This window comes from Mycobacterium sp. PTI7 (genome assembly GCF_056679845.1).
Map to the genome: position 1 here is coordinate 1387775 of NZ_CM155252.1, position 21690 is coordinate 1409464.

Genomic DNA, 21690 nt, shown 5'->3' on the forward strand with positions numbered 1-21690 from the left:
GTGGGAGTTCAGCCCTCGGCAGGCACCAGCTTCAGCGAGATCGAGTTGATGCAGTACCGCTGGTCGGTCGGCGTCGGGTAGCCCTCGCCCTCGAAGACGTGTCCGAGGTGGCTGTGGCAGGTGGCGCAGATGACCTCGACGCGGTGCATGCCGAGCGTGTCGTCGGACACCAGGATCACGGCGTCGGAGTCGGCCGGGTCGAAGAACGACGGCCATCCGCAGTGGGATTCGAACTTCTCGGTGCTGCGGAACAGTTCGGCGCCGCACGCGCGGCACTGGTACACGCCCTCGGTCTTCGCGTCGGTGTACTCGCCGGTGAACGGCGGCTCGGTGGCCGCCTCGCGCAGCACCGCGAACTCGGCCGGGTTGAGCTTGGTGCGCCACTCGTCGTCGGTGAGCTGGATCTTCGGGCTGGTCATCCCTCAACGCTAGCGCGAGGTCGCGCGTCCGTCATCCACGGCGGATCGATGCCGTCGTCGAGGCGTCCGTCGGACTTGGCGTCGAGGTAGCGGAAGTACAGCACGCTGAACACCACGATGAGCATCAGCGACCAGCCGTAGGTGATCTTCGAGTACTCGAGGAACCGCCCGGTCGTCGGCCAGTGGCCGAGCAGCCACCGGTCCATGGTCATGAAGCCGTAGATCGCCAGCCAGGCCACCCAGTTGCGGATCGTCGAGTTCGCCAGCACCACCGTCATGAGGAACGGGAACAGCATCATCGAGTAGTAGCCCTGGCCCAGCGAGAGCACCAGGAACGACGTGATGAGCAGTACGCCCGAGGACGTCAGCATCCAGAACAGCGGGTCGCGTTCGCGGTAGTAGCGGTACAGCAGCCACAGGGTGGCCACCGCGAGCAGTCCGAAGGCGATGCGCAGCAGCAGGATCAGCCACGTCGGCAGGCCGTAGTAGACGCCGTTGCCGAGGATCGAGCTGTTGAAGTAGTCGCGGGTGGACAGGATGTAGGGGATGGTGCGGGTGACGAAGTTCATCGGGTCCGACACCATCGGCCACGCCACGGCGTTGAAGACCAGCGGTACGCCGATCGCCGTCACCAGCGGCCGCCACTGGCGGTTGAGCACCGGGATCAGCAGCAGCGGCGCGAGCGAGGGTTTGACGACGAGGGTGAGTCCGATGGCGGCGCCGGCCAGCCATTCGTGGTTGCGCTTGCCGTCGAGCAGCCACCGGAAGAACAGCACCTCGGCCAGCAGCATGCAGCCGTTGATGTTGGTGAACACCAGTGTGTTGGTGACCGATTCGGTGCAGAACATCGCCAGCAGCAGCGCGGGCGCGGCCACCGACGCGAGGCCGAACTTGAACAGCCGCAGCAGGAAGTAGGCCGCCAGCAGGATCGCCACGGTGTTGAAGGAGATGAACCAGTAGCGCGATGCGTCGACTGGCAGGTAGCCGAAGGGCGCCAGCAGGAGGGTGCCGCCGGGTGGGTACAGGTAGTGCGGGTCGACGTAGTCGAAGTGCTCGTTGTAGATGTCCCAGCCGAGCTTGAAGTTGACGACCGCCCGGTAGACGGGCCCGAAGTCGTCGGTGATGTAGCCGTTGGTGGCCAGCACGTAGGTGCGGTGGATGATCGACAGGATCGCGATGGGCCACAACACCGACCGCAGCACGGTTGCGGTGTCGGGCGCGGACGTACGCGGTCGGAACGCGCGTACCAGGGAGTCAGCTACCGCCACCAGCGCACCCTATAACGCTGTCGGCGGGGGTCTGGTCAGGCGGGGCAGTACGTGTCGGTGCTCGGCAGTGCACCGCTCTGCAGGTACGCGAGGACCGGGCCGAGCGCGCACGGCGACGACGTCGCGGCGCCGTGGCCGATGCCCTGCCAGATGACGCGGCGGTTGGCGGCCCCGCCGTTGATCACGGTCGCGGCGACGGCGGCGACGCCCTCGTTGCCGACGATCGGGTCGTTCTGGACGCCCAGGAGCAGCACCGGGGTGCGCAGGTTCTGCGGTTCCTTGGGCGGCGTGCTGCTGGGCCAGTTGAGGCAGTCGACGAGGTCGAGCGCGCCGACGCGGCCGAACTGCGGGTACAGCCGGCCCCAGCCGACCACCAGTTCGCGTACCCGGTCCGGCGTCGGCCGGCTCAGCGCGTCGCTGCAGGAGTTCACGAACTGGCCGTCGGTGTGACGCAACGTCTCGGCCTGGTTGATCAGGGTGGTGAGGTCGGCGGTGTTGCCGTCCCGGGCGGCGGCGAGCGCCGTGGCGAGGGTGCCGCGCGATCCCGTCTGGTCGAAGGCGAGCGCCGTGGTGATGGCGTCGACGAGGGACGACTCGGAGACGCCGCCGGGTCCGCGGCCCTCGCGGGCGGCGGTCACCAGTGCGTCGACGGCGCCGCGCGGATCCGGACCGAGCGCGCATCCCGTGGCGATGCACTGCGCGGCGAACGCGTCCAGCGCGGCCTGCTGGCCCTTGATCCGCTGTTCGACGGCGGCCTCGGCACCGATGCCGAGCGGCAGCGGTGAGTCGAGGACGAGGCGCGACACCTTGTTGGCGTGCGTGCCGGCGTAGGTGAGGGCGATCTGCGCGCCGTTGCCGATGCCCAGCAGCGCGAGCGTGGGCACGTCCAGGGTGCTGCGCAGGCGTTCGATGTCCTCGGCGGCATGGGCGTTGTCGTAGGCCGAGTCGCCGGGGGCGATGGTGTCGGTGCAGGCCGTGGTCGCGGTCTGCACGATGGCGCCGAGGTTGGCGACGGGGTCGTTGCCGGCTTCGAACTGCGCCTGGTCGATCATCTCCTGGCGGTCGAAGAGGTCGCGGCAGTCGAGTTCGCCGGACGTGCCGGTGCCGCGGCGGTCGACGGCGATGATGGAGTTGGTCCGCAGCACGTCGGTGCCGTTGCGCGCCAACCACATCGGCAGTTGCACCGACGACGGCAGGTCGGTTCCGGTGGTCATCACCAGCGGCCCGGCGTCGGCCGGCGTGGCGACCGACTTGGCGCGCACCACGCCGATGGTCACGCTGCCGCTGGCGCCGTTGATCGAGTCGAGGTCGGCGTCGTAGTCGGCGCAGTCGAGGGTGACGCCGGGGGGCGCGGCCACCTGCGCATCGCGGAACACCCGGCTGGTGCAGTCCTGCCAGGCCAGCTCGTTCTTGGGTGCCTCGATCGGGGGCGGGCCGGCCTGTGCCTGGGTGGTCTCGGGCTGACCCTGCGGGCCGGCCCCGGAGTCGGTGGCGAAGCGTGGGTTGGCCGCGAGGATCGGCGCGCACCCGGCCAGGACGGCCGACGCGACGGTCGCGAGGCAGAGGGCCCGGAATGGGTGACGACGCCTACGCATGCTGACCACAGTAGCGATCGCGGGGGTGGCGACCCGGACGCTGGGCTCAGTCGGCCTTGACGTACCGGGTGTACAGGTAGCCCTCGGCGTCGGTGAGGAGGTGGCTGCGGCGCATGCGGGTGTGCGCCTCGCCGGAGCCGGTGGCGATGCGCCGGGCATTGCCGCCGACCAGGATGGGGGCGATCGTCACGCACAGCTCGTCGAGCAGGTCGAGTTCGATGAACAGGCTGAGCAGGGACGGGCCGCCCTCGGTGAGCACGCGGCGCAGGCCGCGCCCGTCGAGGATCTCCAGGACCCGGACGGGGTCGACCCGGTCGGGCTGCTTGCCGGAGGCGTCGATCACCTCGGCGGTGTCGGTGAACCGGCGGGACGCGTCGTCGACGGTCTCGGTGCAGGTGAGGATCAGGGGCGGGACCTCGGACCGGGTGAACAGCTTGGCGTCGTGCTCGAAGTCGGCGTGGTGGGTGACGACCGCGATGGGCGGCACCTCGGACTGGCCGCGGCGCTGCCGTTCCAGGCGCGCGGCAGGCGACATCTGGGCGCCCGAGTAGTTCTCGATCCGCACGGTCGACGCGCCGACCAGGACGACGTCGGCCTCGCGGCGCATGCGGTGGAAGATCGCGCGGTCGCCTAGGCCGGCCAGGCCGCCGGACGTGCCGTCGTCGGTGGCCGCGCCGTCCAGGCTGGAGAGCATGTTGGCCCGCACCCAGCACCGCTCGAGCCCGTCGGGATAGGCGTAGAACGCCGCCAGGCGGTCGTCGTCGTCGGTGTCGAACGTGGAGCCGACGGCTCCCAGCTCTGTGAGCTCTGTCGCAGCGTCGGCCTCGGACACGTGGACAATTGCAACACGTCGATAGGGTGCCTGCATGCACGGGGCTTCTCCTTCCACTTCATCCGGCACCACCGCACATCTGGTGGATCGCCATCCGAGCGTCACGCCGGAGCGGTTGGTGGCCCAGCTCGTGCCGCCGCCGACGTTCGCCGACGTCTCGTTCGACACCTACCGGCCCGACCCGGGCGAGCCGTCGCAGGCCGACGCGGTCCGGTCGTGCGAGGAGTTCTGCGCCCAGGCGGCGCAGCGGCGTGCGGGCAAGAAGAAGATGTTCGGCAAGCGCGAGGTGCTGCCCGGCGTGGGCGTGTACCTCGACGGTGGGTTCGGCGTCGGCAAGACCCACCTACTGGCGTCCACCTACTACCGGCTGGCGGGCGCCGACGCCGGCCCCGCGGCCTTCGCGACGTTCGGCGAGATGACCCAGCTGGCAGGCGTTTTCGGCTTCGTCGAGTGCATCGAGCTGCTGTCGGAGTACGTGGTGGTGTGCATCGACGAGTTCGAGCTGGACGACCCGGGCAACACGACGCTGATCTCGCGGCTGCTGTCGGCACTGGTGGAGCGCGGGGTGTCGATCGCCGCGACGTCGAACACGCTGCCCGAGCAACTCGGTGAGGGCCGGTTCGCAGCGCAGGACTTCCTGCGCGAGATCAACACGCTGGCGAAGATCTTCACGACCGTCCGCATCGAGGGCCCGGACTACCGGCACCGCGACCTGCCGCCCGCGCCGGTGCCGCCCAGCGACGACGACGTGCGGGCGCGGTCGGCGACCGTCGACGGTGCGACGCTGGACGACTTCGACGCGCTGTGCGCCCACCTGGCGACCATGCACCCGTCGCGGTACAACGCGCTGATCGAGGGGGTGACCGAGGTGTTCATCACCGGCGTGCACCCCATCGAGGATCAGAGCGTGGCGCTGCGCCTGGTGTCGCTGACCGACCGGCTCTACGACGCGGGCGTCCCGGTGGTGGCGTCGGGGTCGAAGCTCGACACGGTCTTCAGCGAGGAGATGCTGGCGGGCGGGTTCCGGAAGAAGTACCTGCGCGCCACGTCGCGGCTGCTGGCGCTGACGCACGCCGGCCAGGAGTAGTCATCCCCTGCGCAGCATCACGTAGTCGTTCTCGACGCCCGCGCCGAGCCGGAACGTCTTGGTGCCGGTGATCAGAAAGCCGTGCTTGGAGTAGAAGCGTTGCGCCCGTTCGTTGTCTTGGTTGACGCCGAGCCACGTCGCCACGTTGCCGCGGTCGCGGGAGCGGTCGAGTGCCGCGGTCATCAGCGCGGCCGCCACGCCGGCGCCGTGCGCGTCGGGCAGGACGTACATCTTCGACAGTTCCATGGCGGGCAGCAGGGGCACCGCGCGGCGCACGTCCTCGTCGTCTCCGACGCCGTCGACGAGCATCGCGTAGCCGACGATCCGGTGGTCGACGCGGCCGACGAGCACCTCGCGGGCGGGGTCGTCGAGATAGCCGGCGAAGCGCTCCTGGGACAGGTTGGCCGCGATGAAGTCGGCGACGTTGGCCGCCGTGGCCGACGGCGGGCACGCGAGCGGGAACGTGCGGGCGGCGACGTCGGCGAGGTCCGACAGGTCGGCGACGGTGGCCGGGGTGACCTGGGTGGGCATGGGACTCAGGGGAGCGGCGCGCCCGGCTGCCAGATGTTCCACTGGGCCAGGTGCTCGCCGGTCTTGGGGTCGAGCAGCACCACGTTGGTGACGAGGTCGCGGTAGACCTGCCAGTAGACGGCGCCGTTGACGGTGGATCCCGCCGGCGCGTTCAGCAGCGCGTACTGCAGGGCGTCGGGTGCGTCGGTGGCCTTGGGCGCGTACGCATCTCCGTACGGCGTGACGCCGTTGAACGCGAAGCCGAGGGACTGCGCGTAGGGGGCGGGCGTCTTGATGGTGTGCACGGTGACCCCGGCCCGCCACGGTCCGCCCTCGTAGCGCCAGCGCGGCGAACCGGTGGGCGCGTAGCCGGGCGGGGGAGCGGTGGGCAGGACGTCGTGCACGGTCACGTCGGCGACGATGCCGCGGTACTCGACGCGCAGCGTGTCGCCCAGGTTGCCGATCGGGTTGAGGTCGGCGGCGGCGGGTGGGGCGACGCCCAGTCCGAGCGCGGCCAGTACGGTGACGACCAGCGCGAGCCACCGTCCCGATGCGGTCCGCGTGGGTGGTGCCGTGCCGATGCCACTGCTCATGGACTCTTCGCTCCCGTCGTGTGCTGCCTCGCATGATGGCACATCGCGGTGCGGCCGACGACGGGTTCGACGGTCAGGACGCCCAGGGCCCCGAGCCGCCGACCTTGTCGATGCGGATGCGGGTCAGCAACCCCTCGGGCGCGCCCGCGGGCGGGAAGTGCTCGCTGGAGCCCAGCAGCACCTCGGCGAGTTCGGTGAGCAGCTCGGGTGCGCCGCCCTCGGTGATGCGGGCCGTGCCCTGGATCGACAGGTACTTGCGCTGCTGACCGGGCTCGGGCGGCGCGACGATCGTGACGGCGACGCGCGGGTCGCGGCGGACGTTGCGGGTCTTCTGGTACTCGCTGAGGTGTGCACTCACCAGTTCCTCGCCGTCGGGCGTCGACCGGAGTGCCACCCACACCAGGGACACCTGCGGGCTGCCGTCGGGGTTGATGGTGACGAGCGTGGCGTCCACGCCGTCGCCGATGAGTGCGCGAGCGGAGTCCGGGAGGGTCATGCGTGTAACTACCGGGGACGCCGCCCGTCTATTCCCCCGTGCTGCCGGCGAGGATGCGCAGTGCCTCGGCGAGTTCGGCCTCGGCCCTCTGCGGGTCGACGCCCAGGCTGTGCAGCGGTCCGTCCGCCTCCTCGGACTCCAGCAGGGCCAGCAGCACGTGCTCGGTGCCGACGAAGTCGTGTCCCATGCGGAGTGCCTCGCGGAACGTCAGTTCGAGCACCTTCTTGGCGGGACCGTTGAACGGGATCAGTTCGTGGCGTTCCCCGGTCGCAGGCGGCAGCTCGACGGCGCCGCGGATGCCCGCCGCGTCGACGCCCTGGCTCGCCAGCAGCCTGATCGCGAGCGACTCGTCGTCGCCGAGGAGGCCCAGCAGCAGGTGGTCGGGAGTGATCTCGACGTTCTCCGCCGCGCGTGCCACGGTCTGCGCTTCGACGACGGCCGCACGGGCTCGCGGCGTGAAGCGCGCGAAGCCCTCGTTGGGATCCATCGGTACGGTGCCGGCCTTGGGCACGAAGCGCTTCTGGACGGCCTGCTTCGTGACGCCCATGCACGTGCCGATGTCCGTCCACGACGCGCCGGACCGGCGGGCCTGGTCGACGAAGTGACCGATGAGGTGATCGGCGACGTCGCCGAGGGCCTGGCCGGCGATCACGGCGTCGGTGAGTCGCTCGAGCGGTTCGTCGTGGGCCTGCCGGATGGCGGTGATGAGGTCGTCGAGGCGGACGGGATGGGTGATGTCGGGTGCCGGAGCCATGCGTCAACCCTAGGTTGACGATCAGATGCCGTCAACCATCGGTTGACGACACGTCAGCCCTTCGGGTACCCGCGGCGCACGGTGCGGTCGAGGATGCCCAGCGTGCCGCGCAGAGCCGTCTCGGAGATCACCGGGAAGATGCCTGCGTCGCGCCAGTGCTGGTCGATCTCGCTCCAGTCGTAGAACGAGGTGACGAGCGTGCCGCCGGGGTTCGACGGGTCGGGTTCGAGACGGTAGCCGTACACGTGCCCGATCTGCGGCTTGATCTGGCCCTCGATGGTCCAGGCGATCAGGGCGTCCTTCTCGTAGTCGGTGATCTGCACGGTGACGTCGTACTTGCCGAGCGGGAAGTCGTTGAGCGCCTCGCGGTCCATGTGCACCACGAAGCTGTCGCCGTTCGCGGTCACGGGCTCGCCGTCGGCGCTCTGCAGCATGCCGGTGGCGTCGATGGCGACGTGTCCCTGCGGGTCGCACAGCAGCGCGAAGACCTCGGACGGCGGTGCGGCGATGGGGCGTTGGACTTCGATGCGGTCGGTCATGCCCCGATGGTGTCAGTCCCGCGGCGCGACGTGTCCCGTTTCGGGGTGACGGGGTCGTGAACTGATCGCTCGGACGTCAGGCGTCGAGCGCGGCGAGTTCGCGGCGGGCGCCGCGCTCGACGAAGAGCGGCACGAAGTCGCGCAGGGGGCGGCCGTCGAATCGCGCGTGGATGGTCTGGACGACCTCGACGACGCGCGTCGGGGGGACTGCGGGGTACGTGGCGCTGAGCCGGGTGACGACGTGCTCGATCTGGGTCTGCTCACTCGTATGTGCCACGGCAAGAGGGTCCCACCCCGTTCATCTGCCGGTCAATCGCCGGACACGTGACGTCCATCGCAGTCCTGATCGGGGCGGCCAGTTTGACGATCTGGTTAATTGTGGTCGGCTCGACGAGACGGAATTGCGCTATGCCCGTAGCGTTTACGGCATGCTGGCCGAACCGCCGACCTCACGTAGGACCTTCGCCGAACTGCTGTCGGCTGCGCTCGCGTACGGCGCGGTGCCGACGGTCGACGCCGGTCTCGGCCCGCTGTCGCAGCAGGCGCTCGCGGCGGTCGCCCGCGAGCACCCCGATGCCACCGTCCACCTGATCGCCGACGCGTACGACGCGTTCGACCGGGAGTCCGCGTAGCGGATCAGACGCCGAGCTGTGGCGGCACGTCCGCCGGCGCGGGACCCGTCTGCTCGCCCGCGGGCGGGCCGGTGCGGTACATGACGTCGTAGCTGCGCGACGAGTCGTCGTCGGCCCGCCGCGGCGGGCCGTAGTCGTACTGTGCGAGCCATTCACCGGTCGCGGCGAGCTGGGACTGCAGCGCCTCGCGGACACCGTCGCGCAGCTGTGCGGGGCCCAGGCTCGCGGGCAGGGTGACCGACGCCGTGCCCGTGCGGTATTCGAGGCTGCCGGTCATGAGTCCATTGTGTCGTGTGGTGCGCGACCGGGCTCGGCGAGAGCGGCTCCGGAGACGACGAAGGCCCGGTCGAAACCGGGCCTGGGCCGTGCTGGTGCGCGATACTGGGATTGAACCAGTGACCTCTTCCGTGTCAGGGAAGCGCTCTCCCGCTGAGCTAATCGCGCCGGGGTTCATTCGTCGGAGGTGGAGACGGGAATCGAACCCGTGTGCACGGCTTTGCAGGCCGTTGCCTCACCACTCGGCCACTCCACCGTCGGGGTTGATGCCACTGCACCCTCCGAGCGGACGACGGGATTCGAACCCGCGACCCCAACCTTGGCAAGGTTGTGCGCTACCAACTGCGCCACGTCCGCACGCTGCGGCCGAGGTCGTCGGCCGTTGCGAAGCACGACACTAGTGCAATCCGGCGAGGCGACACAAATCCCCTCGCCAGGACGGTTCTTCACGCACTCGAAAGGTCTCGGCCGCGCTACGGCGGGCTCGCTGACACCAGCCCGCTGTAGCCGAGTCGTGTCGGAGCCGCCGCTGTCGGGATTCCCGGGCGCACCCACGGCCGTGTTAATCTTCTACGTCCGTCGGGCTAGTGTCGACGGAGTCCCCGGTCTCGTAGCTCAGGGGGAGAGCGTCCGCCTCACACGCGGAAGGTCGCTGGTTCGAAACCAGCCGGGACCACCACACGTGGCGTCGTCCGGAGTTGCGGACGCGCGATACCCGCCGAGCGTGACGCCATGGCGACGAATCGGCCAATTTCTCGCCACCAGTGCACGTTCGGCGCGAGCGACCTCCCGCCGGCCGACTCACTCCAGGTTGGCGAGTGCCTGTCGGGCAGCCTCGAGTTCGGCCTCCAGAGCCGCGACCCTGGCGGCCTGCTGCGACCGTGCCTCCTCGATGACGGCGTCGAGCGGCGTCGCCAGGTCCTCGTGCAGCTCCTTGGCCGCCCGGGACACCGCGGCGGCCGCCACGGCGACGTCACGGGCCAGGAAGGTGCTGCCGTGCCGCAGCTCTGCGCGCCACTCGCCATCGGCGGTGCCGGTGACGGTGAGGGTCAGCTCGACGGTCTTGGTCCGTCCGGCCGACTTCTTGGCCGGGCCCCGCTTGGGCTTCACCTCGGCGGCGGGGACGGGGGCCTCGGTGGCGGGGGCAGCGGACTCGGCGGGGGCTTCCGCGACGAGGTCGGTGATCGGTGCCTCGGTCAGGATGTCGGTCATGCCGAACATTAGAACACACGTTCGACGGCTGCCCGACGCCACCAACTACCGCTGCGTCGCAGGCACTTCCGACGTCTCGGACTCCGGGACGAGGAGGATCGGGACCTCCGTGTGGGCGGCGACCGCGGACGCGACGCTGCCCTGCAGGTGTCCGAGGAGGCCGGCGCGCCGGTGCGGTCCGAGCACGATCACGGCGGCGTCGTGGTCCTCGGCGGCGGCGACGATGCCCTTCCACGTGGGCGTCGCCTCGACGGCGACGCCGGTCGCGTCGAAGCCCGCGTCGCGCGCGAGTGACGCGCCGTGCGCCGCGGTCCGCTCGGCGGCCGCGCGGACCTCGCTGGCGCGGTCGGCGTCGAAGTGCCGGTCGTCGGTGGGGGTGAAGCCGACGTCGACGGGCTGCCACACGCACACCACCACCGCATCGCCGCTCGGGACGCGACCGACGGCGTGGGTGATCGCACGAGCGGCGCGGTCCGATCCGTCATAGGCGAACAGCACGCGTCCGGCACGGTGGGGTGCGGGCTGCCGAGGGGTGGGCGCCGAATCGGGATGCGCTGCGGGCGCGGGCGGTTCCGCCGACGCGTTGGGGCGGAGCCGTGCGAACAGCGGCGGCGAGTACCAGGCCGGTTCGTCGCCGTCGAGGAACTCGTCGAGGTCCGGGGTCTGGGGGCGGGCCCCGCTGAGCGCGTACACCGCGACGCCGAAGACGGCACCGACGATGGCGAGCCCGAAGCCGATCCACAGCGCGATGCCGGTGCCCTCGACGAGGTCGCCGGACACGCGGGTGGCGAAGTGCACGAAGATCGGCGCCACCATGAACGCCGCGACGGCCCTGAGCAGTTCGATGATCGCGAAAACCCGCTGCAGGCTGTTCGACTTCAGCGAGAAGCCCGCGACGAAGAGCGCGGGCGCGACGGTGGCGCCGAGCGCCAGGCCCGTCAGCGTCGAACCGAGCAGCGCCAGTGGCTGGTTGGCCGGCAGCGCGAACCGGAACACGACGATTCCGGCCGCGAGCAGGAACATGCCCACCAGTGGCAGGTAGTGGATGGCGCGGCGCGAGATGACGAAGCCGAACACGAAGGCCATGATCACGGCGCCGCCGAGTTCGGGCAGGTAGAGCAGTCCGACGTGCACCGGGCTGTAGGTCTGCAGGAACACCGCTGCGGTGAGCACGGTGGCCGCGACCGACGCGGCGGCGGCGAACAGTGCGACGCCGACGCCGGCGACCGGGATCGCGCTGGTGAGCATCGTCCGCACGGTCAGCAGCGGGCGGCGGGCCCGGAACTGGTACACGATCAGCACGACGATGAGCGCGAGGCCACCCAGCATCGGCACCGTCACGGCCAGGTCGGAGAAGTCGTGGCTCGTCAGCTGCGCGGCACCCACGAAGGCCGCGGTGCAGCCGACGGCCGCCAGCGCGATGGCGGGCAGGTCGCGCGGGGCGTCACGGTCGGCGGGCGGCGCATCCTCGAACGTGAGGACGGCGAGCACCAGCGCCAGGCCGGCGATCCCCGCGACGATCCAGAACAGCGGACGCCACGCGTTCGACTCCGCCTGCGCGCCACCGATGAACGGTCCGAGCGCCACGGCGCCGAACACGCACATGTTCATGATGACCGCGGTGATGCGGAGCTTGTCCCGCGGGAAGCCGATGGTCAACGGCGGCGCGGCGGCGATCAGCAGCATGCTGGTGGCCAGGCCCTGCAGGACGTGGCCGACGATGAAGGCCGGCGCGTTCGGGGCCGCGGCGGCGGTCACCGATCCGACGACCAGCAGTACGGCGTACGAGAGCAGCATGCGGCGCTGCGGAAGGTGTTGGGCGAATTGGACGGCCAGCACGGTGCCCACGGCGTAGGCGGCGTTCCCCAGTCCTGAACTCAGGGTCATCGTCTGTTCGCTCATGTGCAGCGACTCGGTGATGATCGGCACCAGCGGATCGACCGCCGCGGACAGCGCCAGGTACGGGATGAGCGCGAAGGTGACCATCGCGGCGACGGCGGGGTAGCGGCCGGCGAGGGGGCCCTGGCGCATCAGCGCGGAGCTTTCTGGGGCTGGGACACGCTCTGCGGCAACACCCGTTCGAGCCGGATGATTCCATCCCGGGACGTGGCGGTCGTCACCGCTTCTTCGACGGGATCACGATCACCACGATGAGCGTGATGATCGAGAAGAACAGCCCGAGTAGTCCCCAGCCAAGTGCGCTGCGGCCCTTGGTGGCGGCGACGACGGCGCAGATGATGGCCGCGATGACACTGCCGATCGCGACGAAGATGCCCTTGATGCCCCGCAGGATGAAGCCCGCGGCCTCGGGCTGTTGGCTGGCGGCGAGGACGAGGTCGTGAATCATGACCGTTGGTTACCCGCGAATCGTGTTTTCGCGCTGGGAGTTAGCTGTCAATCGTCGGTGGGGTGTCCACGAACACCGCGGCGTGCACCAGGAGTTCGGCGGCCTCGTCGACGCGGGTGCGGTCGGCCGTCACCAGCAGGTCCTGGCACAGTCCGCGCATCCCGGACACGACGAGGGTCGCGCGGCTCGCGGCGTCGCTCGGCGGGAATCCCGCATCGCGGAAGGCCGTCGAGATCGGGTCCAGCACCACCTCGACCGCTCGGCGGCCGTAGGGGCCGTAGGTCTCGGGTGCTGTGGTGGACAGGGCGAGCACCTGCAGCAGCAGGCGCACCCGGTGGCGCTGGGCGTCGCGGGTCAGCGCGTGCCACAGGTCCCGGGCCGCCGCGGCGAGCCGTTCGCGGCCGTCGACGCCCGCGAACATCTGCCCGACGTCGGGCCGGCTGAACTCCATGGCCTGCGCGATGAGTCCGCCACGGTCGCCGAAGTAGTAGAGCAGCATGCGCTTGCTGGTCCCGACGGCCTCGGCCAACGGGGCGAGCGAGAGGTCGTCGATCCCGGTCTGCTCGAGATGGTCGACGATCGCGCGGAGGAGTTCGGCGCGCTTGTCGGCGTCCGGTGGTCGTGGCACGCCTTTACCGTACCGATCGGTACACGTACGGTCAATGGTGTGCCGATCGGTACACGAACGAGAAACACGGAGGCGTGACCATGTCCCTACGGGTAGCAATCGTTGGTGCCGGCATCGGCGGGCTGACCGCCGCGATCGCCCTGCGCGCCCGCGGCGTCGACGCCACGGTCTACGAACAGGCCCACGAACTGAAGGCGCTCGGTGCCGGTGTGGCCATCGCCACCAACGGATCTCGCGTACTCACCGAACTCGGACTCGGTGACGCGATCGATGCCGTGGCAGGTCGCGTCTCGGCCTACGCCTATCGCACGTCGACCGGTGACGCACTTCCCGCCGATCCCGCCGAACTGTCCCTCGGCGACCCGGAGCGCACCTGGTTCCTGCACCGCGGTGAGTTCCAGCGGGTGCTGTCCCAGGCGCTGCCGTCCGCAGCTCTCCAGATGGGCCGCCGGTGCACGAGGGTCGTCCAGACGCCGGACGCGGCACGGATCGAGTTCGCCGACGGCAGTGCCGTGGAGGCCGACGTGGTGGTGGGCGCCGACGGCATCCACTCGCGACTGCAGGGCGCGGTGACCGATCCCGCGGGCCCGGTGTCCGAGGGCGTCATGGCCTACCGCGGTCTGCTGCCCGCCGAACGCGTCCGCGGCGTGGTGGACATGGACGTCAGCGCCATGTGGCTCGGCCCCGGCCAGAGCTTCCTGCTCTACCCCGTCTCGTCGGGGCGGCTGATGAACCTCGTCGCCTTCGTACCGACCACCCTCGACGTCGAGGAATCCTGGACCGCACCGGGCGACGTCGCGGAACTCGCGCTCGCCTACCGCGGCTGGGACGATCGCGTGCTGCGCGTGATCGACGCGATGGACGAGACGTTCCGGTGGGGGATCTACGACCGCGAGCCCCTCGACCGCTGGTCGGCCGGGCACGTCACGCTGCTCGGCGACTCCGCCCACGCCGTCACGCCGCACCTGGGGCAGGGCGCGAACCAGGCGATCGAGGACGCGATCACGCTCGCCGTGACACTGGCCGACGCGGGGCCGCGGGACGTCCCGGACCGGTTGGCGCTGTACGAGTCGCTGCGCCGCGACCGGACGCGGCTGGTGCGGTCCCGGGCGCGCGAGGCGGGCGCTCTCTACCGGTCGACCGACGTGACGCCGGCGCAGCAGGCCGACCGGCTCAAGGTCATCTACGACAGCATCCAGATCAACACTCACGACGCGGAAGCCGTTGCGGCGGAAGCGCTGTCGTACGCGACGGCGTCGCGCTAGCCGGTCAGCTCATCGACTCGAAGACGAACGTCCGGACGCTGCCCTCGACCTTCGCCGAACACATCGACAGCAGCGGATCGGACATCTTCTCGGTCAGCACCACGTCGACGGGACCGGACCGGCCGCGCAGCCGCACGGTGATCCGACCGTCGTCGTGCGCCACGTCCAGCGGCGACAGGGCGTGGATGCGGTCCTCGCCCGTCGCCTCACGGGCGAAGTACTGCGCCGCCTGCACCGCGTGCGGCAACGACGTCCGTCCCCGCAGGAAGCCGTTGTGCAGTCGCCCGTCGAAGTACAGCCGGATCAGGTCCGCCGAGTCGGCGGAGTCGACCCGGCCGTAGCAGAGCCCCTCGGGCAGCACCAGCATCGTCGCGGCGAACCGGTCACCGCCCAGATGCGAACACTCCCAGGTGATGTCGGGATAGTCGGCGGCGATCGCCGCGCAGGCGCCACGTCCCCGCACCGCGCAGCACTGGTCGTGCCTGCCGTGCGCGCAGATCGCGACCAGCGGATCCGGGCACGGTCGGCCGTCCGACCCGTCGGGCGCCAACTCGAGATACTCCTCCGGTCCGCCGACCTCGCCGGTCCACAGCGCTTCGCGGCCCTCGTCGGAGTGGGCGATGAACCAGCGCCATCGCGGCGTGGTGTCGCGCTTGCCGGGTCGGCGGATGGCGGCGATGCGCATGCCCGCGGTCTCGAAGTGCCGGGCGATCGACCGCCCGAGTTGGGGATCGACGATCGAGGGGGAGCCCAGGAACGCCGAATGTCCCCAGGCGCCGCTCAATTCGAGCATCGCCCACGAGTGGCCGGCCGACGCGGTGCCGTACATGGGGTCGTCGCGCAGCAGCGACTGATCGCTGCACCGCGGCCGCTTCGCTTCCGTCATTCGAGAACCGCCGTCATCCCGTGGTCGCCGACCGTCCCGCCGCGGGGACGACGACGGCCTCGCGCAGCAGCCTGCGCAGCAGCACCGTCGCGTCCGCGGTGTCGAGTCCGGGCAGTGACGTCGGCCCCGCGGCCGACCCGGCGTGCAGCGCGCGGACGGCGGACGCGCAGTAGTCCGGAAACGAGATGGTCCGATCCGCCAGGCGCAGGTGCACGCGGCCGTCCGCTTCGTCGACGGTGGCCACCAGACCGTGGCGCCAGCGGAAGGTCGCCGAGCCCATCGCGTCGATCGCGTCGAGTGTGGCCAGCGGCCGGACTGCGACGGGGCGGGTGCGGTCGGCGTGCCGCCGGGACAGGCGCGTCGCGGCGTGCTCGCCGAATTCGGTGCTGCGGTCGCGCAGGGTGGTGACCAGTTCGGCCATCAGCTTCGACGCGGTGGCGACCATCTCGTCGTGGTCGGTGAGGTCGATCCCCATCGGCAGCGACCGGCGCAGGTCCTCGACGGCGGCCAGCGAGTCGACGATCTCCCGCACCACGTCGAGGCCGGTCACCGTGGACACGCCGATCGTCAGGTGGATCGAGGTGGTGTCCAGCGCCTCGGCGGAGTGCAGCCAGCCGCGCGGGAGGTAGAGGGTATCGCCGGCCGACAGCACCGCGTCGATCACCGGTTCGCCGGCAGCCCGGCGTTCGACGGCGTCGCGGTGGTCCGTCCACGGTTGGGACGGCAGCGGGTCGGGATGCACCGGCTCGTGCACGATCCAGCGCTTCTGCCCGGACACCTGGAGGACGAAGACGTCGTGCACGTCGTAGTGCGGGTCGAAGCCGCGGCTGCCGCGGGGCGTCACGTAGGCGTTGGCCTGCACGGGGTGGCCGAGGTCGTCGACCATGCCGCGGACGAAGTCGATGACGGGCGGCCACAGGCGGTGCAATCCCTGCAGCACGATCGTCGAGCCCGTCGCGAACTGTGCCAGCACGCCCGCGGAGTCGACCTGGTCGGGCATTTCGGCGCCGAACCCGGCGGGACCGAGGTAGCAGTCCTTGGCGAGGAGTTGGCCAGACCTGGCCATCCGGATGAACGGTGCGCGTACCCCGCGCTCGGCGATCAGTTCGTCGACCGCAGTGGGCGACAGGAGATCGGCGAAGTCGCGGGGTAGCGCACCGGACCGGCTGAGCAGCGGCGTGCGGCCCCAGTGCTGCACCGCGAAGTCGCGAGGATCGGCGGCGATGCAGCGACTCAGCATGACGACTATTTAAGCGGTGCCGTCGGCTCCGCCGTCGTGGCCGTCGGGGTTGGAGCCACCGTCGGCCGGGCCTTCACCGGCGCTGCCGTCGGCTCCGCCGTCGTGGCCCTCGGGGTTCGAGCCGCCGTCGGCAGGTCCCTCGCCACCGGCCGAGCCGTCCGCGCCGCCGTCGTGGCCGCCGGGGTTGGAGCCGCCGTCGGCGGGTCCTTCGCCGCCCGCGCCGGAGGTGGTGATGTCGTCGTCGTCGAGTGCCATGGTGCAATCCCTTCGTCGAGCTGCCGTGGCAGCTTGGTGCGCACGGTGGGAATCTGCGTGGGCTGCCAACGAGTGGCCGCAGCACTGTGCACCGACGATTTGCCCACCAGCGGATGCCGCCAAACGTCGATCGGGTGGCACGTGTGTGACGCCGACGCGCAGTTGGCGGTACCAGCGGTACCGTGACGTCCGTTACGGAGTAGCTGTCCGCCGCCGGGGGTGTGGTTCACTCACTCCATGTCCGTGCCCCGCCACACCACGATGTGAGTGGGTCGACCGTGAGCGTTGATCCGATCCTGACCCCCGGCGAGACCTGCTGGCGGGTCGACCGAGCGGACCAATTCGCCTGCATCATCGACGCGGCGGACTACTTCCGACACGCAAAGGCGGCGATGCTGCGGGCCCAGCACCGAATCGTGCTCGTCGGCTGGGACTTCGACGCCAGGACGCCGTTCGAGCGTGGCGCCACAACACTTCCCGGTCCCAATCAGCTGGGCGCCTTCCTGCAGTGGATCGTCTGGAAGCGGCCTGCGCTGGAGATCTACCTACTCAAGTCGAACCTGAAGTTGCTGCCTGCGTTCGACGACTTCTGGTTCGGCGTGACGCCGGTGTCGCTGATGAACCGGATCAGCAGCAAGCGCTTGCACCTCGCGATCGATCCCGCGCATCCGGTGGGGTCGGTGCACCATCAGAAGATCGTCGTCGTGGACGACTCCTTCGCGCTGTGCGGTGGTCTCGACTTCACGCTCGACCGCTGGGACACCCCCGAGCACGCCGACGACGACGAGACGCGCAAGATCGGCGGCCGCACCCACGGTCCGCGCCACGAGGTGGGGCTCGGGGTGGACGGCGCCGCGGCCCGTGCGCTGGGCGAGCACGCCCGCGACCGGTGGGAGTGGGCGACCGGGCAGCAGCTCGAAGAGATCGAGGCGCGGCACGTGGTGTGGCCGCGGGACCTGTCGCCGACGCTGCCCGACGTCGACGTGGCGATCGCCCGGACCCTGCCGACCTTCGAGGACCGCGACGAGGTGCGCGAGGTCGAGGCGCTGAACCTGGCCGCGATCGCGGCGGCCCGCGACACCATCTACCTGGAGAACCAGTACCTGGCCTCGCGGCGGCTGGCCGAGGCGCTCGCGGAGCGGCTGCGGGAGCCGGACGGGCCCGAGATCGTCGTCGTCCTGCCGCGCAGCTCGGAGAGTCGCCTGGAGCAGGAGTCGATGGACAGCGCCCGGCAGCTGCTGCTGCACCTGCTGTGGGAGGCCGACGAGCATGGCAGGTTCGGCGTCTACTGGCCGGTGACCGACGGCGGCACCCCGGTGTACGTGCACTCGAAGGTCATGGTGATCGACGACCGGTTGCTGCGCATCGGCTCGTCGAACCTCAACAACCGCTCCATGGGCTTCGACAGCGAGTGCGACGTCGCGCTGGAGGTCGAGCCGGGCAGCGACCGGGAGGACGACGTCCGCCGCGAGATCTCGACGCTGCGCAACCGCCTCGTCACCGAGCACCTGGGGGTGCCGGTGGCGGAGTTCTCCGACGAACTCGCGCTCAACGGGTCGTTCCTGACGACGGTCGAGACGCTGCGCAGCAGTGGGCGCACGCTGCGGCCGTTCACGGGCCGCACGGTGGCCGACGAGGGCAGCCCGCTGGCGGAGAACGACCTGATGGACCCCGACCACGTCCCGAAATCGTTGACGCGCAGTTTCGCCCGGCTCATCGAGGGACTGACCGAGCGACGGTTCCGGCCGGCGTCGGTGGGCGTCGAACTCGCCAAGGGCGGACTCGAACCCGTCCCGGGCAGCGACGACGTGCAGCAATCAGACGGCGACGAGGACGACGGCGAGGTCAGGACCCGAAGCTCAACGTGACCTTGCCGCCGAAGGCGACGCCCGCGCCCGCGGGGGGATCCTGGGCGACCACCCTGGCGCGGTTGGCGTCGCCGCCCGTCACGTCCGGGCCGCGGTCCATGCCGCCGGTCCAGCCCATGCTCAGCAGGCGTTGCTGCGCCTCGTCCCAGAACTGGTTCCGCAGGTCCGGCATGACGAACTGATTGGCCAGCGACACCTGGATCTGGATCACGCTGTCGACGGCGGCGAGCTGGCCCGCGGGCGGGCTGGTGTCGACCACCTCGCCGACGGGCAGCGGGCTGTCGACGCCGACCCGGAACGGGGACGTGAACCCGTCGGCGCGCAGGATCTCCTCGGCGACCTCGGCGGGCCGGCGCTTCACGTCGGGCACCGGCTTGCTGTCCGGGCCCCCGCCCACGACGATCTCGACGCGGGTGGTGTTGCCCGTCGACGAGCCCGCGGGCGGGCTGGTGGACAGCACTCGGTCCTTCATCTCGGGCGTGGACTGGTCGGTGGTGCGGGTCAGGTTCTCGAAACCCGCCTGGCGCAGCCGGTTCTCGGCGTCGGCGGGCGTCAGGTCCTTCACGTCGGGAATCTGCAGCTGCGGGGGACCCGACGACACGTTCACGACGATCTCGTCGCCCGACCCGGCCTGGGCGTCGGCGGCGGGCTCGGTGTCGATCACGGTGCCGCGCGGCACGTTCGCGTCGGTCTGCTCCTCGGAGCGCGTGTCGAAGCCACGGCTGCGCAACTCGGCGACGGCGGCGGCCTCGGTGCGGCCCCCGACGTCGGGCACGCGTTGGTCCTCGACCCCGCCGAACACGGTGATCGAGACGGCGGCGACGACGGCGAGCACCGCGAGGAGTGCGACCGCGACGATGGACCGCCGGCGGGTGGACGACCGCCGGGGCGGTTCGTCCGGCGGTCGCGGCGCGGGCTGCGTGTCGTGGACCGCGGTCGAATCCCGTTCCCGCGGTTGGGTGTCGGCGGCGTGCCGTGCGGTGGAGGTCTGCCGGGGCTGGGGGTCGGCGAGCGCCTTGGGCGACTCACCGCCGTGCACCCGGATCAGGTCGGCGCGCATCTCCGCTGCGTTCTGGTAGCGCTTGTCGGCCTTCTTGGCCAGCGCCTTGAGCACCACGGCGTCCAGCGCCGGGCTGATGCCGGGGCGCCGCTGCGACGGCGGGGTGGGTTCCACCCGGACGTGCTGGTAGGCCACCGCGATCGGGGAGTCGCCGGTGAACGGCGGGTCGCCGGTGAGCAGTTCGTAGAGCACGCAGCCGAGCGAGTAGACGTCGGAGCGGGCGTCGACGGGCTCGCCGTGCGCCTGCTCGGGCGAGAGGTACTGCGCGGTGCCGATGACGGTCGCCGTCGAGGTGAGGCTGTTGCCCGCATCCGACAGGGCGCGGGCGATGCCGAAGTCCATGACCTTCACCGCGCCGGTCTTGCTGATCATGATGTTGGCGGGCTTGACGTCGCGGTGGATGATGCCGTGCTGGTGGCTGAAGTTCAGGGCCTGACACACGTCGGCGATGATCTCGATGGCGCGCCGCGGGGCCACCGGGCCGTCGGTGCGCACGATGTCGCGCAGCGTCACGCCGTCGACGTACTCCATCACGATGTAGGGGAGTAGCCCGTGGGAGGTCTGGGCGTCCCCGGTGTCGTGCACGGCGACGATCGCGGGATGGTTCAGCGCGGCGGCGTTCTTGGCCTCGCGCTTGAACCGCAGCTGGAATTGCGGGTCGCGGGCGAGGTCCACGCGCAGCACCTTGACCGCGACGTCGCGGTGGAGCCGGAGGTCGCGGGCGAGGTGCACCTCTGCCATGCCGCCCAACCCGATGATGTCGCCGAGTTCGTAGCGGTCGGACAGGCGTTGCGGGGTGCTCATCGAGCGTTCGTGGTGATGGGATCCTCCGCGGATGTTTCGGCTGTCCGTATCAGGATGGCCGATCACCGCTCGAAAGGTCCACTCCGCAGGTCAGGCAGAGAGCGTAGCCCGTCCTGATCGCTGGCTGCCGTCGACGGCGACGAAGGTCACGTCGACCGTGTCACCTGGGGATCGCCGGTCCAGGACCGACGTCAGCAGCGATCCGGAGTCGACGGGGGCGCCGTCCACGCTGGTGATCAGGTCCCCGGGGCGCAGACCGGCCAGATCGGCGGGACCGCCGCGGATGATCTGGCGTGCGACGACGCCGGAGCCGGGCCGGGCACCGGCGGCGCTCACGCCGACGCCGAGCAGGGCGGGCGGACCGATGTGCACGGTGTCGGTGGCGGTCCGGGACCGGATCTGACCTGCGATGGCGGTGGCGCGGTCGATCGGGATGGCGAAGCCCTCGCCCCCGGCCTGCATCTGGAAGGTCTGGGAGGCGGCCGTGGTGATCCCGACGACGCGGCCGGCGTCGTCGACCAGCGGTCCGCCGGAGTCGCCGGCGCGCACGGGTGCGCCGAACTCGATGAGACCGGTGAGCTGCTCGGCGTTGCCGGTCAGCTCGTCACGGGCGGTGATCTCGCGTCCGAACCCCGTCACGGTGCCCTGTTCGCGCGTCAGCGGCCCTGCGGTGCCGTCGGCGTTGCCGAGGGCGACGACGGACTCGCCCTCGGTCAGGTCGTCGACGCTGCCGAGCGGGGTGGCCCGCAGGTCGCCGGCTCCGCGCAACTGCAGCAGCGCGATGTCGTTGCTCCGGTCGTAGCCGAGGAGGTCGGCGTCGAAGCGGCGCCCCGCGACCGTGGCGGCGATGGTCTCCGCACCCTGCACCACGTGGAAGTTGGTCAGCACCTCCCCGCCGGGGGTGAGCACGATCCCTGTCCCCGCGCCGAGCGCGCCCTGGAACGGGATGGTGGTGTCGATGCGGGCGACGCCGGGTTCCACCTGCGTGGACAGCAGGCCCTGGTCGACGGGCGCGAGCGCGACGTCGGTGGGCGGCGCGGGGCTGGCGAGCGGCGGCACGGCGAGCGCGAGCATGCCGAGCAACGCGATGATCGGGGTCAGGATTCTGCGTGCGGACACGAGCC

24 protein-coding genes and 4 tRNA genes are annotated in these 21690 nt (G+C 70.8%); 5 read left to right on the top strand and 23 right to left on the bottom strand.

Features of this window, described 5'->3' with window-relative positions; genetic code table 11:
* Positions 1-8 precede the first annotated feature (8 nt).
* From msrB to AC1MEY_RS06770, 4 genes are read right to left on the bottom strand one after another with little or no spacing between them, the layout of a single operon-like run.
* A complete protein-coding gene (gene msrB / locus AC1MEY_RS06755; RefSeq protein ID WP_480229923.1) occupies positions 9-419 on the bottom strand; it encodes a peptide-methionine (R)-S-oxide reductase MsrB in 411 nt (136 codons plus the stop codon).
* Positions 416-1690: an arabinofuranan 3-O-arabinosyltransferase gene (gene aftC, locus AC1MEY_RS06760; protein WP_480231340.1), complete on the bottom strand. Its 1275-nt coding sequence runs from the start codon at positions 1688-1690 to the stop codon at positions 416-418. The genes msrB and aftC overlap by 4 nt, the downstream gene beginning before the upstream one ends.
* 32 nt (positions 1691-1722) lie before the next feature.
* Positions 1723-3282, bottom strand: coding sequence for an alpha/beta hydrolase (locus AC1MEY_RS06765; protein ID WP_480229924.1), 1560 nt, complete (start codon positions 3280-3282; stop codon positions 1723-1725).
* Positions 3283-3328: 46 nt separating this feature from the next.
* Positions 3329-4150, bottom strand: a complete 822-nt coding sequence (locus tag AC1MEY_RS06770; RefSeq protein WP_480229925.1) for a pyrimidine reductase family protein — start codon at positions 4148-4150, stop codon at positions 3329-3331.
* On the opposite strand from AC1MEY_RS06770, the gene zapE reads away from it, so the two are divergent.
* Positions 4149-5201 (top strand): cell division protein ZapE, encoded by a 1053-nt coding sequence (zapE, locus tag AC1MEY_RS06775; RefSeq protein WP_480229926.1) that lies wholly within the window; start codon positions 4149-4151, stop codon positions 5199-5201. The two genes, AC1MEY_RS06770 and zapE, sit on opposite strands and share 2 nt — an antisense overlap.
* Here the strand turns inward: zapE and AC1MEY_RS06780 are convergent, their stop codons facing one another.
* The 6 genes from AC1MEY_RS06780 to AC1MEY_RS06805 all read right to left on the bottom strand — a co-directional run bounded on the left by AC1MEY_RS06780 (position 5202) and on the right by AC1MEY_RS06805 (position 8370).
* A complete protein-coding gene (locus AC1MEY_RS06780) occupies positions 5202-5732 on the bottom strand; it encodes a GNAT family N-acetyltransferase (RefSeq protein ID WP_480229927.1) in 531 nt (176 codons plus the stop codon). It lies immediately after the preceding gene.
* Between the two features lie 5 nt (positions 5733-5737).
* Entirely contained in the window at positions 5738-6304 is a 567-nt protein-coding gene (locus AC1MEY_RS06785; protein WP_480229928.1) for a hypothetical protein, read from the bottom strand.
* Between the two features lie 73 nt (positions 6305-6377).
* Positions 6378-6800 (bottom strand): PPOX class F420-dependent oxidoreductase, encoded by a 423-nt coding sequence (locus AC1MEY_RS06790; RefSeq protein WP_480229929.1) that lies wholly within the window; start codon positions 6798-6800, stop codon positions 6378-6380.
* 28 nt (positions 6801-6828) lie between these two features.
* Positions 6829-7554 carry a Clp protease N-terminal domain-containing protein gene (locus AC1MEY_RS06795; protein WP_480229930.1) on the bottom strand — a complete coding sequence of 242 codons (726 nt, stop codon included), beginning with the start codon at positions 7552-7554 and terminating at the stop codon, positions 6829-6831.
* Positions 7555-7607: 53 nt separating this feature from the next.
* Complete coding sequence (locus AC1MEY_RS06800) at positions 7608-8093, bottom strand: SRPBCC family protein (RefSeq protein ID WP_480229931.1); 486 nt, start codon at positions 8091-8093, stop codon at positions 7608-7610.
* A gap of 76 nt (positions 8094-8169) precedes the next feature.
* A complete protein-coding gene (locus tag AC1MEY_RS06805; RefSeq protein ID WP_480229932.1) occupies positions 8170-8370 on the bottom strand; it encodes a three-helix bundle dimerization domain-containing protein in 201 nt (66 codons plus the stop codon).
* A 151-nt stretch (positions 8371-8521) separates the two neighbouring features.
* On the opposite strand from AC1MEY_RS06805, the gene AC1MEY_RS06810 reads away from it, so the two are divergent.
* Positions 8522-8725: a hypothetical protein gene (locus AC1MEY_RS06810; RefSeq protein ID WP_480229933.1), complete on the top strand. Its 204-nt coding sequence runs from the start codon at positions 8522-8524 to the stop codon at positions 8723-8725.
* A 4-nt stretch (positions 8726-8729) separates the two neighbouring features.
* Here the strand turns inward: AC1MEY_RS06810 and AC1MEY_RS06815 are convergent, their stop codons facing one another.
* The 4 genes from AC1MEY_RS06815 to AC1MEY_RS06830 form a co-directional block, all read right to left on the bottom strand.
* A complete protein-coding gene (locus AC1MEY_RS06815; RefSeq protein WP_480229934.1) occupies positions 8730-9002 on the bottom strand; it encodes a hypothetical protein in 273 nt (90 codons plus the stop codon).
* A 92-nt stretch (positions 9003-9094) separates the two neighbouring features.
* Positions 9095-9169, bottom strand: a tRNA-Val gene (locus AC1MEY_RS06820).
* Positions 9170-9186: 17 nt separating this feature from the next.
* A tRNA-Cys gene (locus AC1MEY_RS06825) sits at positions 9187-9257 on the bottom strand.
* A gap of 28 nt (positions 9258-9285) precedes the next feature.
* A tRNA-Gly gene (locus tag AC1MEY_RS06830) sits at positions 9286-9358 on the bottom strand.
* A 247-nt stretch (positions 9359-9605) separates the two neighbouring features.
* Between AC1MEY_RS06830 and AC1MEY_RS06835 the strand changes: the two genes are divergently transcribed.
* Positions 9606-9680, top strand: a tRNA-Val gene (locus AC1MEY_RS06835).
* 122 nt (positions 9681-9802) lie between these two features.
* Here AC1MEY_RS06835 and AC1MEY_RS06840 read toward each other — a convergent pair.
* The 4 genes from AC1MEY_RS06840 to AC1MEY_RS06855 form a co-directional block, all read right to left on the bottom strand.
* Positions 9803-10213, bottom strand: a complete 411-nt coding sequence (locus AC1MEY_RS06840) for a DUF6319 family protein (RefSeq protein ID WP_480229935.1) — start codon at positions 10211-10213, stop codon at positions 9803-9805.
* Positions 10214-10258: 45 nt separating this feature from the next.
* Positions 10259-12244, bottom strand: coding sequence for an MFS transporter (locus AC1MEY_RS06845; RefSeq protein ID WP_480229936.1), 1986 nt, complete (start codon positions 12242-12244; stop codon positions 10259-10261).
* A gap of 85 nt (positions 12245-12329) precedes the next feature.
* A complete protein-coding gene (locus AC1MEY_RS06850) occupies positions 12330-12560 on the bottom strand; it encodes a deoxyribodipyrimidine photolyase (protein WP_480229937.1) in 231 nt (76 codons plus the stop codon).
* A 40-nt stretch (positions 12561-12600) separates the two neighbouring features.
* Complete coding sequence (locus AC1MEY_RS06855; RefSeq protein ID WP_480229938.1) at positions 12601-13188, bottom strand: TetR/AcrR family transcriptional regulator; 588 nt, start codon at positions 13186-13188, stop codon at positions 12601-12603.
* A gap of 80 nt (positions 13189-13268) precedes the next feature.
* Between AC1MEY_RS06855 and AC1MEY_RS06860 the strand changes: the two genes are divergently transcribed.
* Positions 13269-14453, top strand: a complete 1185-nt coding sequence (locus tag AC1MEY_RS06860) for an FAD-dependent monooxygenase (protein WP_480231341.1) — start codon at positions 13269-13271, stop codon at positions 14451-14453.
* Between the two features lie 4 nt (positions 14454-14457).
* Here the strand turns inward: AC1MEY_RS06860 and AC1MEY_RS06865 are convergent, their stop codons facing one another.
* From AC1MEY_RS06865 to AC1MEY_RS06875, 3 genes are read right to left on the bottom strand one after another with little or no spacing between them, the layout of a single operon-like run.
* Positions 14458-15339 (bottom strand): sucrase ferredoxin, encoded by an 882-nt coding sequence (locus AC1MEY_RS06865; protein WP_480229939.1) that lies wholly within the window; start codon positions 15337-15339, stop codon positions 14458-14460.
* Positions 15340-15352: 13 nt separating this feature from the next.
* Positions 15353-16579, bottom strand: coding sequence for a cupin domain-containing protein (locus AC1MEY_RS06870; RefSeq protein WP_480229940.1), 1227 nt, complete (start codon positions 16577-16579; stop codon positions 15353-15355).
* A gap of 9 nt (positions 16580-16588) precedes the next feature.
* Positions 16589-16834 carry a BatC protein gene (locus tag AC1MEY_RS06875; RefSeq protein ID WP_480229941.1) on the bottom strand — a complete coding sequence of 82 codons (246 nt, stop codon included), beginning with the start codon at positions 16832-16834 and terminating at the stop codon, positions 16589-16591.
* 278 nt (positions 16835-17112) lie between these two features.
* Here AC1MEY_RS06875 and AC1MEY_RS06880 point away from each other — a divergent pair, with 278 nt between their 5' ends.
* Complete coding sequence (locus AC1MEY_RS06880) at positions 17113-18702, top strand: phospholipase D-like domain-containing protein (RefSeq protein ID WP_480229942.1); 1590 nt, start codon at positions 17113-17115, stop codon at positions 18700-18702.
* Here AC1MEY_RS06880 and pknB read toward each other — a convergent pair.
* Together pknB and AC1MEY_RS06890 are read right to left on the bottom strand one after the other, a co-directional pair.
* Positions 18680-20566 (bottom strand): Stk1 family PASTA domain-containing Ser/Thr kinase, encoded by a 1887-nt coding sequence (pknB, locus tag AC1MEY_RS06885; protein WP_480229943.1) that lies wholly within the window; start codon positions 20564-20566, stop codon positions 18680-18682. The genes AC1MEY_RS06880 and pknB overlap by 23 nt on opposite strands.
* Positions 20567-20656: 90 nt before the next feature.
* On the bottom strand, positions 20657-21685 hold the full coding sequence (locus AC1MEY_RS06890; RefSeq protein WP_480229944.1) for a S1C family serine protease: 1029 nt from the start codon (positions 21683-21685) through the stop codon (positions 20657-20659).
* Positions 21686-21690 lie beyond the last annotated feature (5 nt).

Bases quoted from the DNA above. Each gene is read 5' to 3' on its own strand.
- AC1MEY_RS06870 (WP_480229940.1), bottom strand. From the start codon at position 16,579: ATGCTGAGTCGCTGCATCGCCGCCGATCCTCGCGACTTCGCGGTGCAG.
- AC1MEY_RS06795 (WP_480229930.1), bottom strand. From the start codon at position 7,554: ATGGCTCCGGCACCCGACATCACCCATCCCGTCCGCCTCGACGACCTC.
- AC1MEY_RS06850 (WP_480229937.1), bottom strand. From the start codon at position 12,560: ATGATTCACGACCTCGTCCTCGCCGCCAGCCAACAGCCCGAGGCCGCG.
- AC1MEY_RS06860 (WP_480231341.1), top strand. From the start codon at position 13,269: ATGTCCCTACGGGTAGCAATCGTTGGTGCCGGCATCGGCGGGCTGACC.
- AC1MEY_RS06790 (WP_480229929.1), bottom strand. From the start codon at position 6,800: ATGACCCTCCCGGACTCCGCTCGCGCACTCATCGGCGACGGCGTGGAC.
- AC1MEY_RS06810 (WP_480229933.1), top strand. From the start codon at position 8,522: ATGCTGGCCGAACCGCCGACCTCACGTAGGACCTTCGCCGAACTGCTG.
- AC1MEY_RS06780 (WP_480229927.1), bottom strand. From the start codon at position 5,732: ATGCCCACCCAGGTCACCCCGGCCACCGTCGCCGACCTGTCGGACCTC.
- AC1MEY_RS06865 (WP_480229939.1), bottom strand. From the start codon at position 15,339: ATGACGGAAGCGAAGCGGCCGCGGTGCAGCGATCAGTCGCTGCTGCGC.
- AC1MEY_RS06770 (WP_480229925.1), bottom strand. From the start codon at position 4,150: ATGCAGGCACCCTATCGACGTGTTGCAATTGTCCACGTGTCCGAGGCC.
- AC1MEY_RS06815 (WP_480229934.1), bottom strand. From the start codon at position 9,002: ATGACCGGCAGCCTCGAATACCGCACGGGCACGGCGTCGGTCACCCTG.
- AC1MEY_RS06765 (WP_480229924.1), bottom strand. From the start codon at position 3,282: ATGCGTAGGCGTCGTCACCCATTCCGGGCCCTCTGCCTCGCGACCGTC.
- msrB (WP_480229923.1), bottom strand. From the start codon at position 419: ATGACCAGCCCGAAGATCCAGCTCACCGACGACGAGTGGCGCACCAAG.
- zapE (WP_480229926.1), top strand. From the start codon at position 4,149: ATGCACGGGGCTTCTCCTTCCACTTCATCCGGCACCACCGCACATCTG.
- AC1MEY_RS06840 (WP_480229935.1), bottom strand. From the start codon at position 10,213: ATGACCGACATCCTGACCGAGGCACCGATCACCGACCTCGTCGCGGAA.
- AC1MEY_RS06845 (WP_480229936.1), bottom strand. From the start codon at position 12,244: ATGCGCCAGGGCCCCCTCGCCGGCCGCTACCCCGCCGTCGCCGCGATG.
- AC1MEY_RS06800 (WP_480229931.1), bottom strand. From the start codon at position 8,093: ATGACCGACCGCATCGAAGTCCAACGCCCCATCGCCGCACCGCCGTCC.
- AC1MEY_RS06875 (WP_480229941.1), bottom strand. From the start codon at position 16,834: ATGGCACTCGACGACGACGACATCACCACCTCCGGCGCGGGCGGCGAA.
- AC1MEY_RS06785 (WP_480229928.1), bottom strand. From the start codon at position 6,304: ATGAGCAGTGGCATCGGCACGGCACCACCCACGCGGACCGCATCGGGA.
- pknB (WP_480229943.1), bottom strand. From the start codon at position 20,566: ATGAGCACCCCGCAACGCCTGTCCGACCGCTACGAACTCGGCGACATC.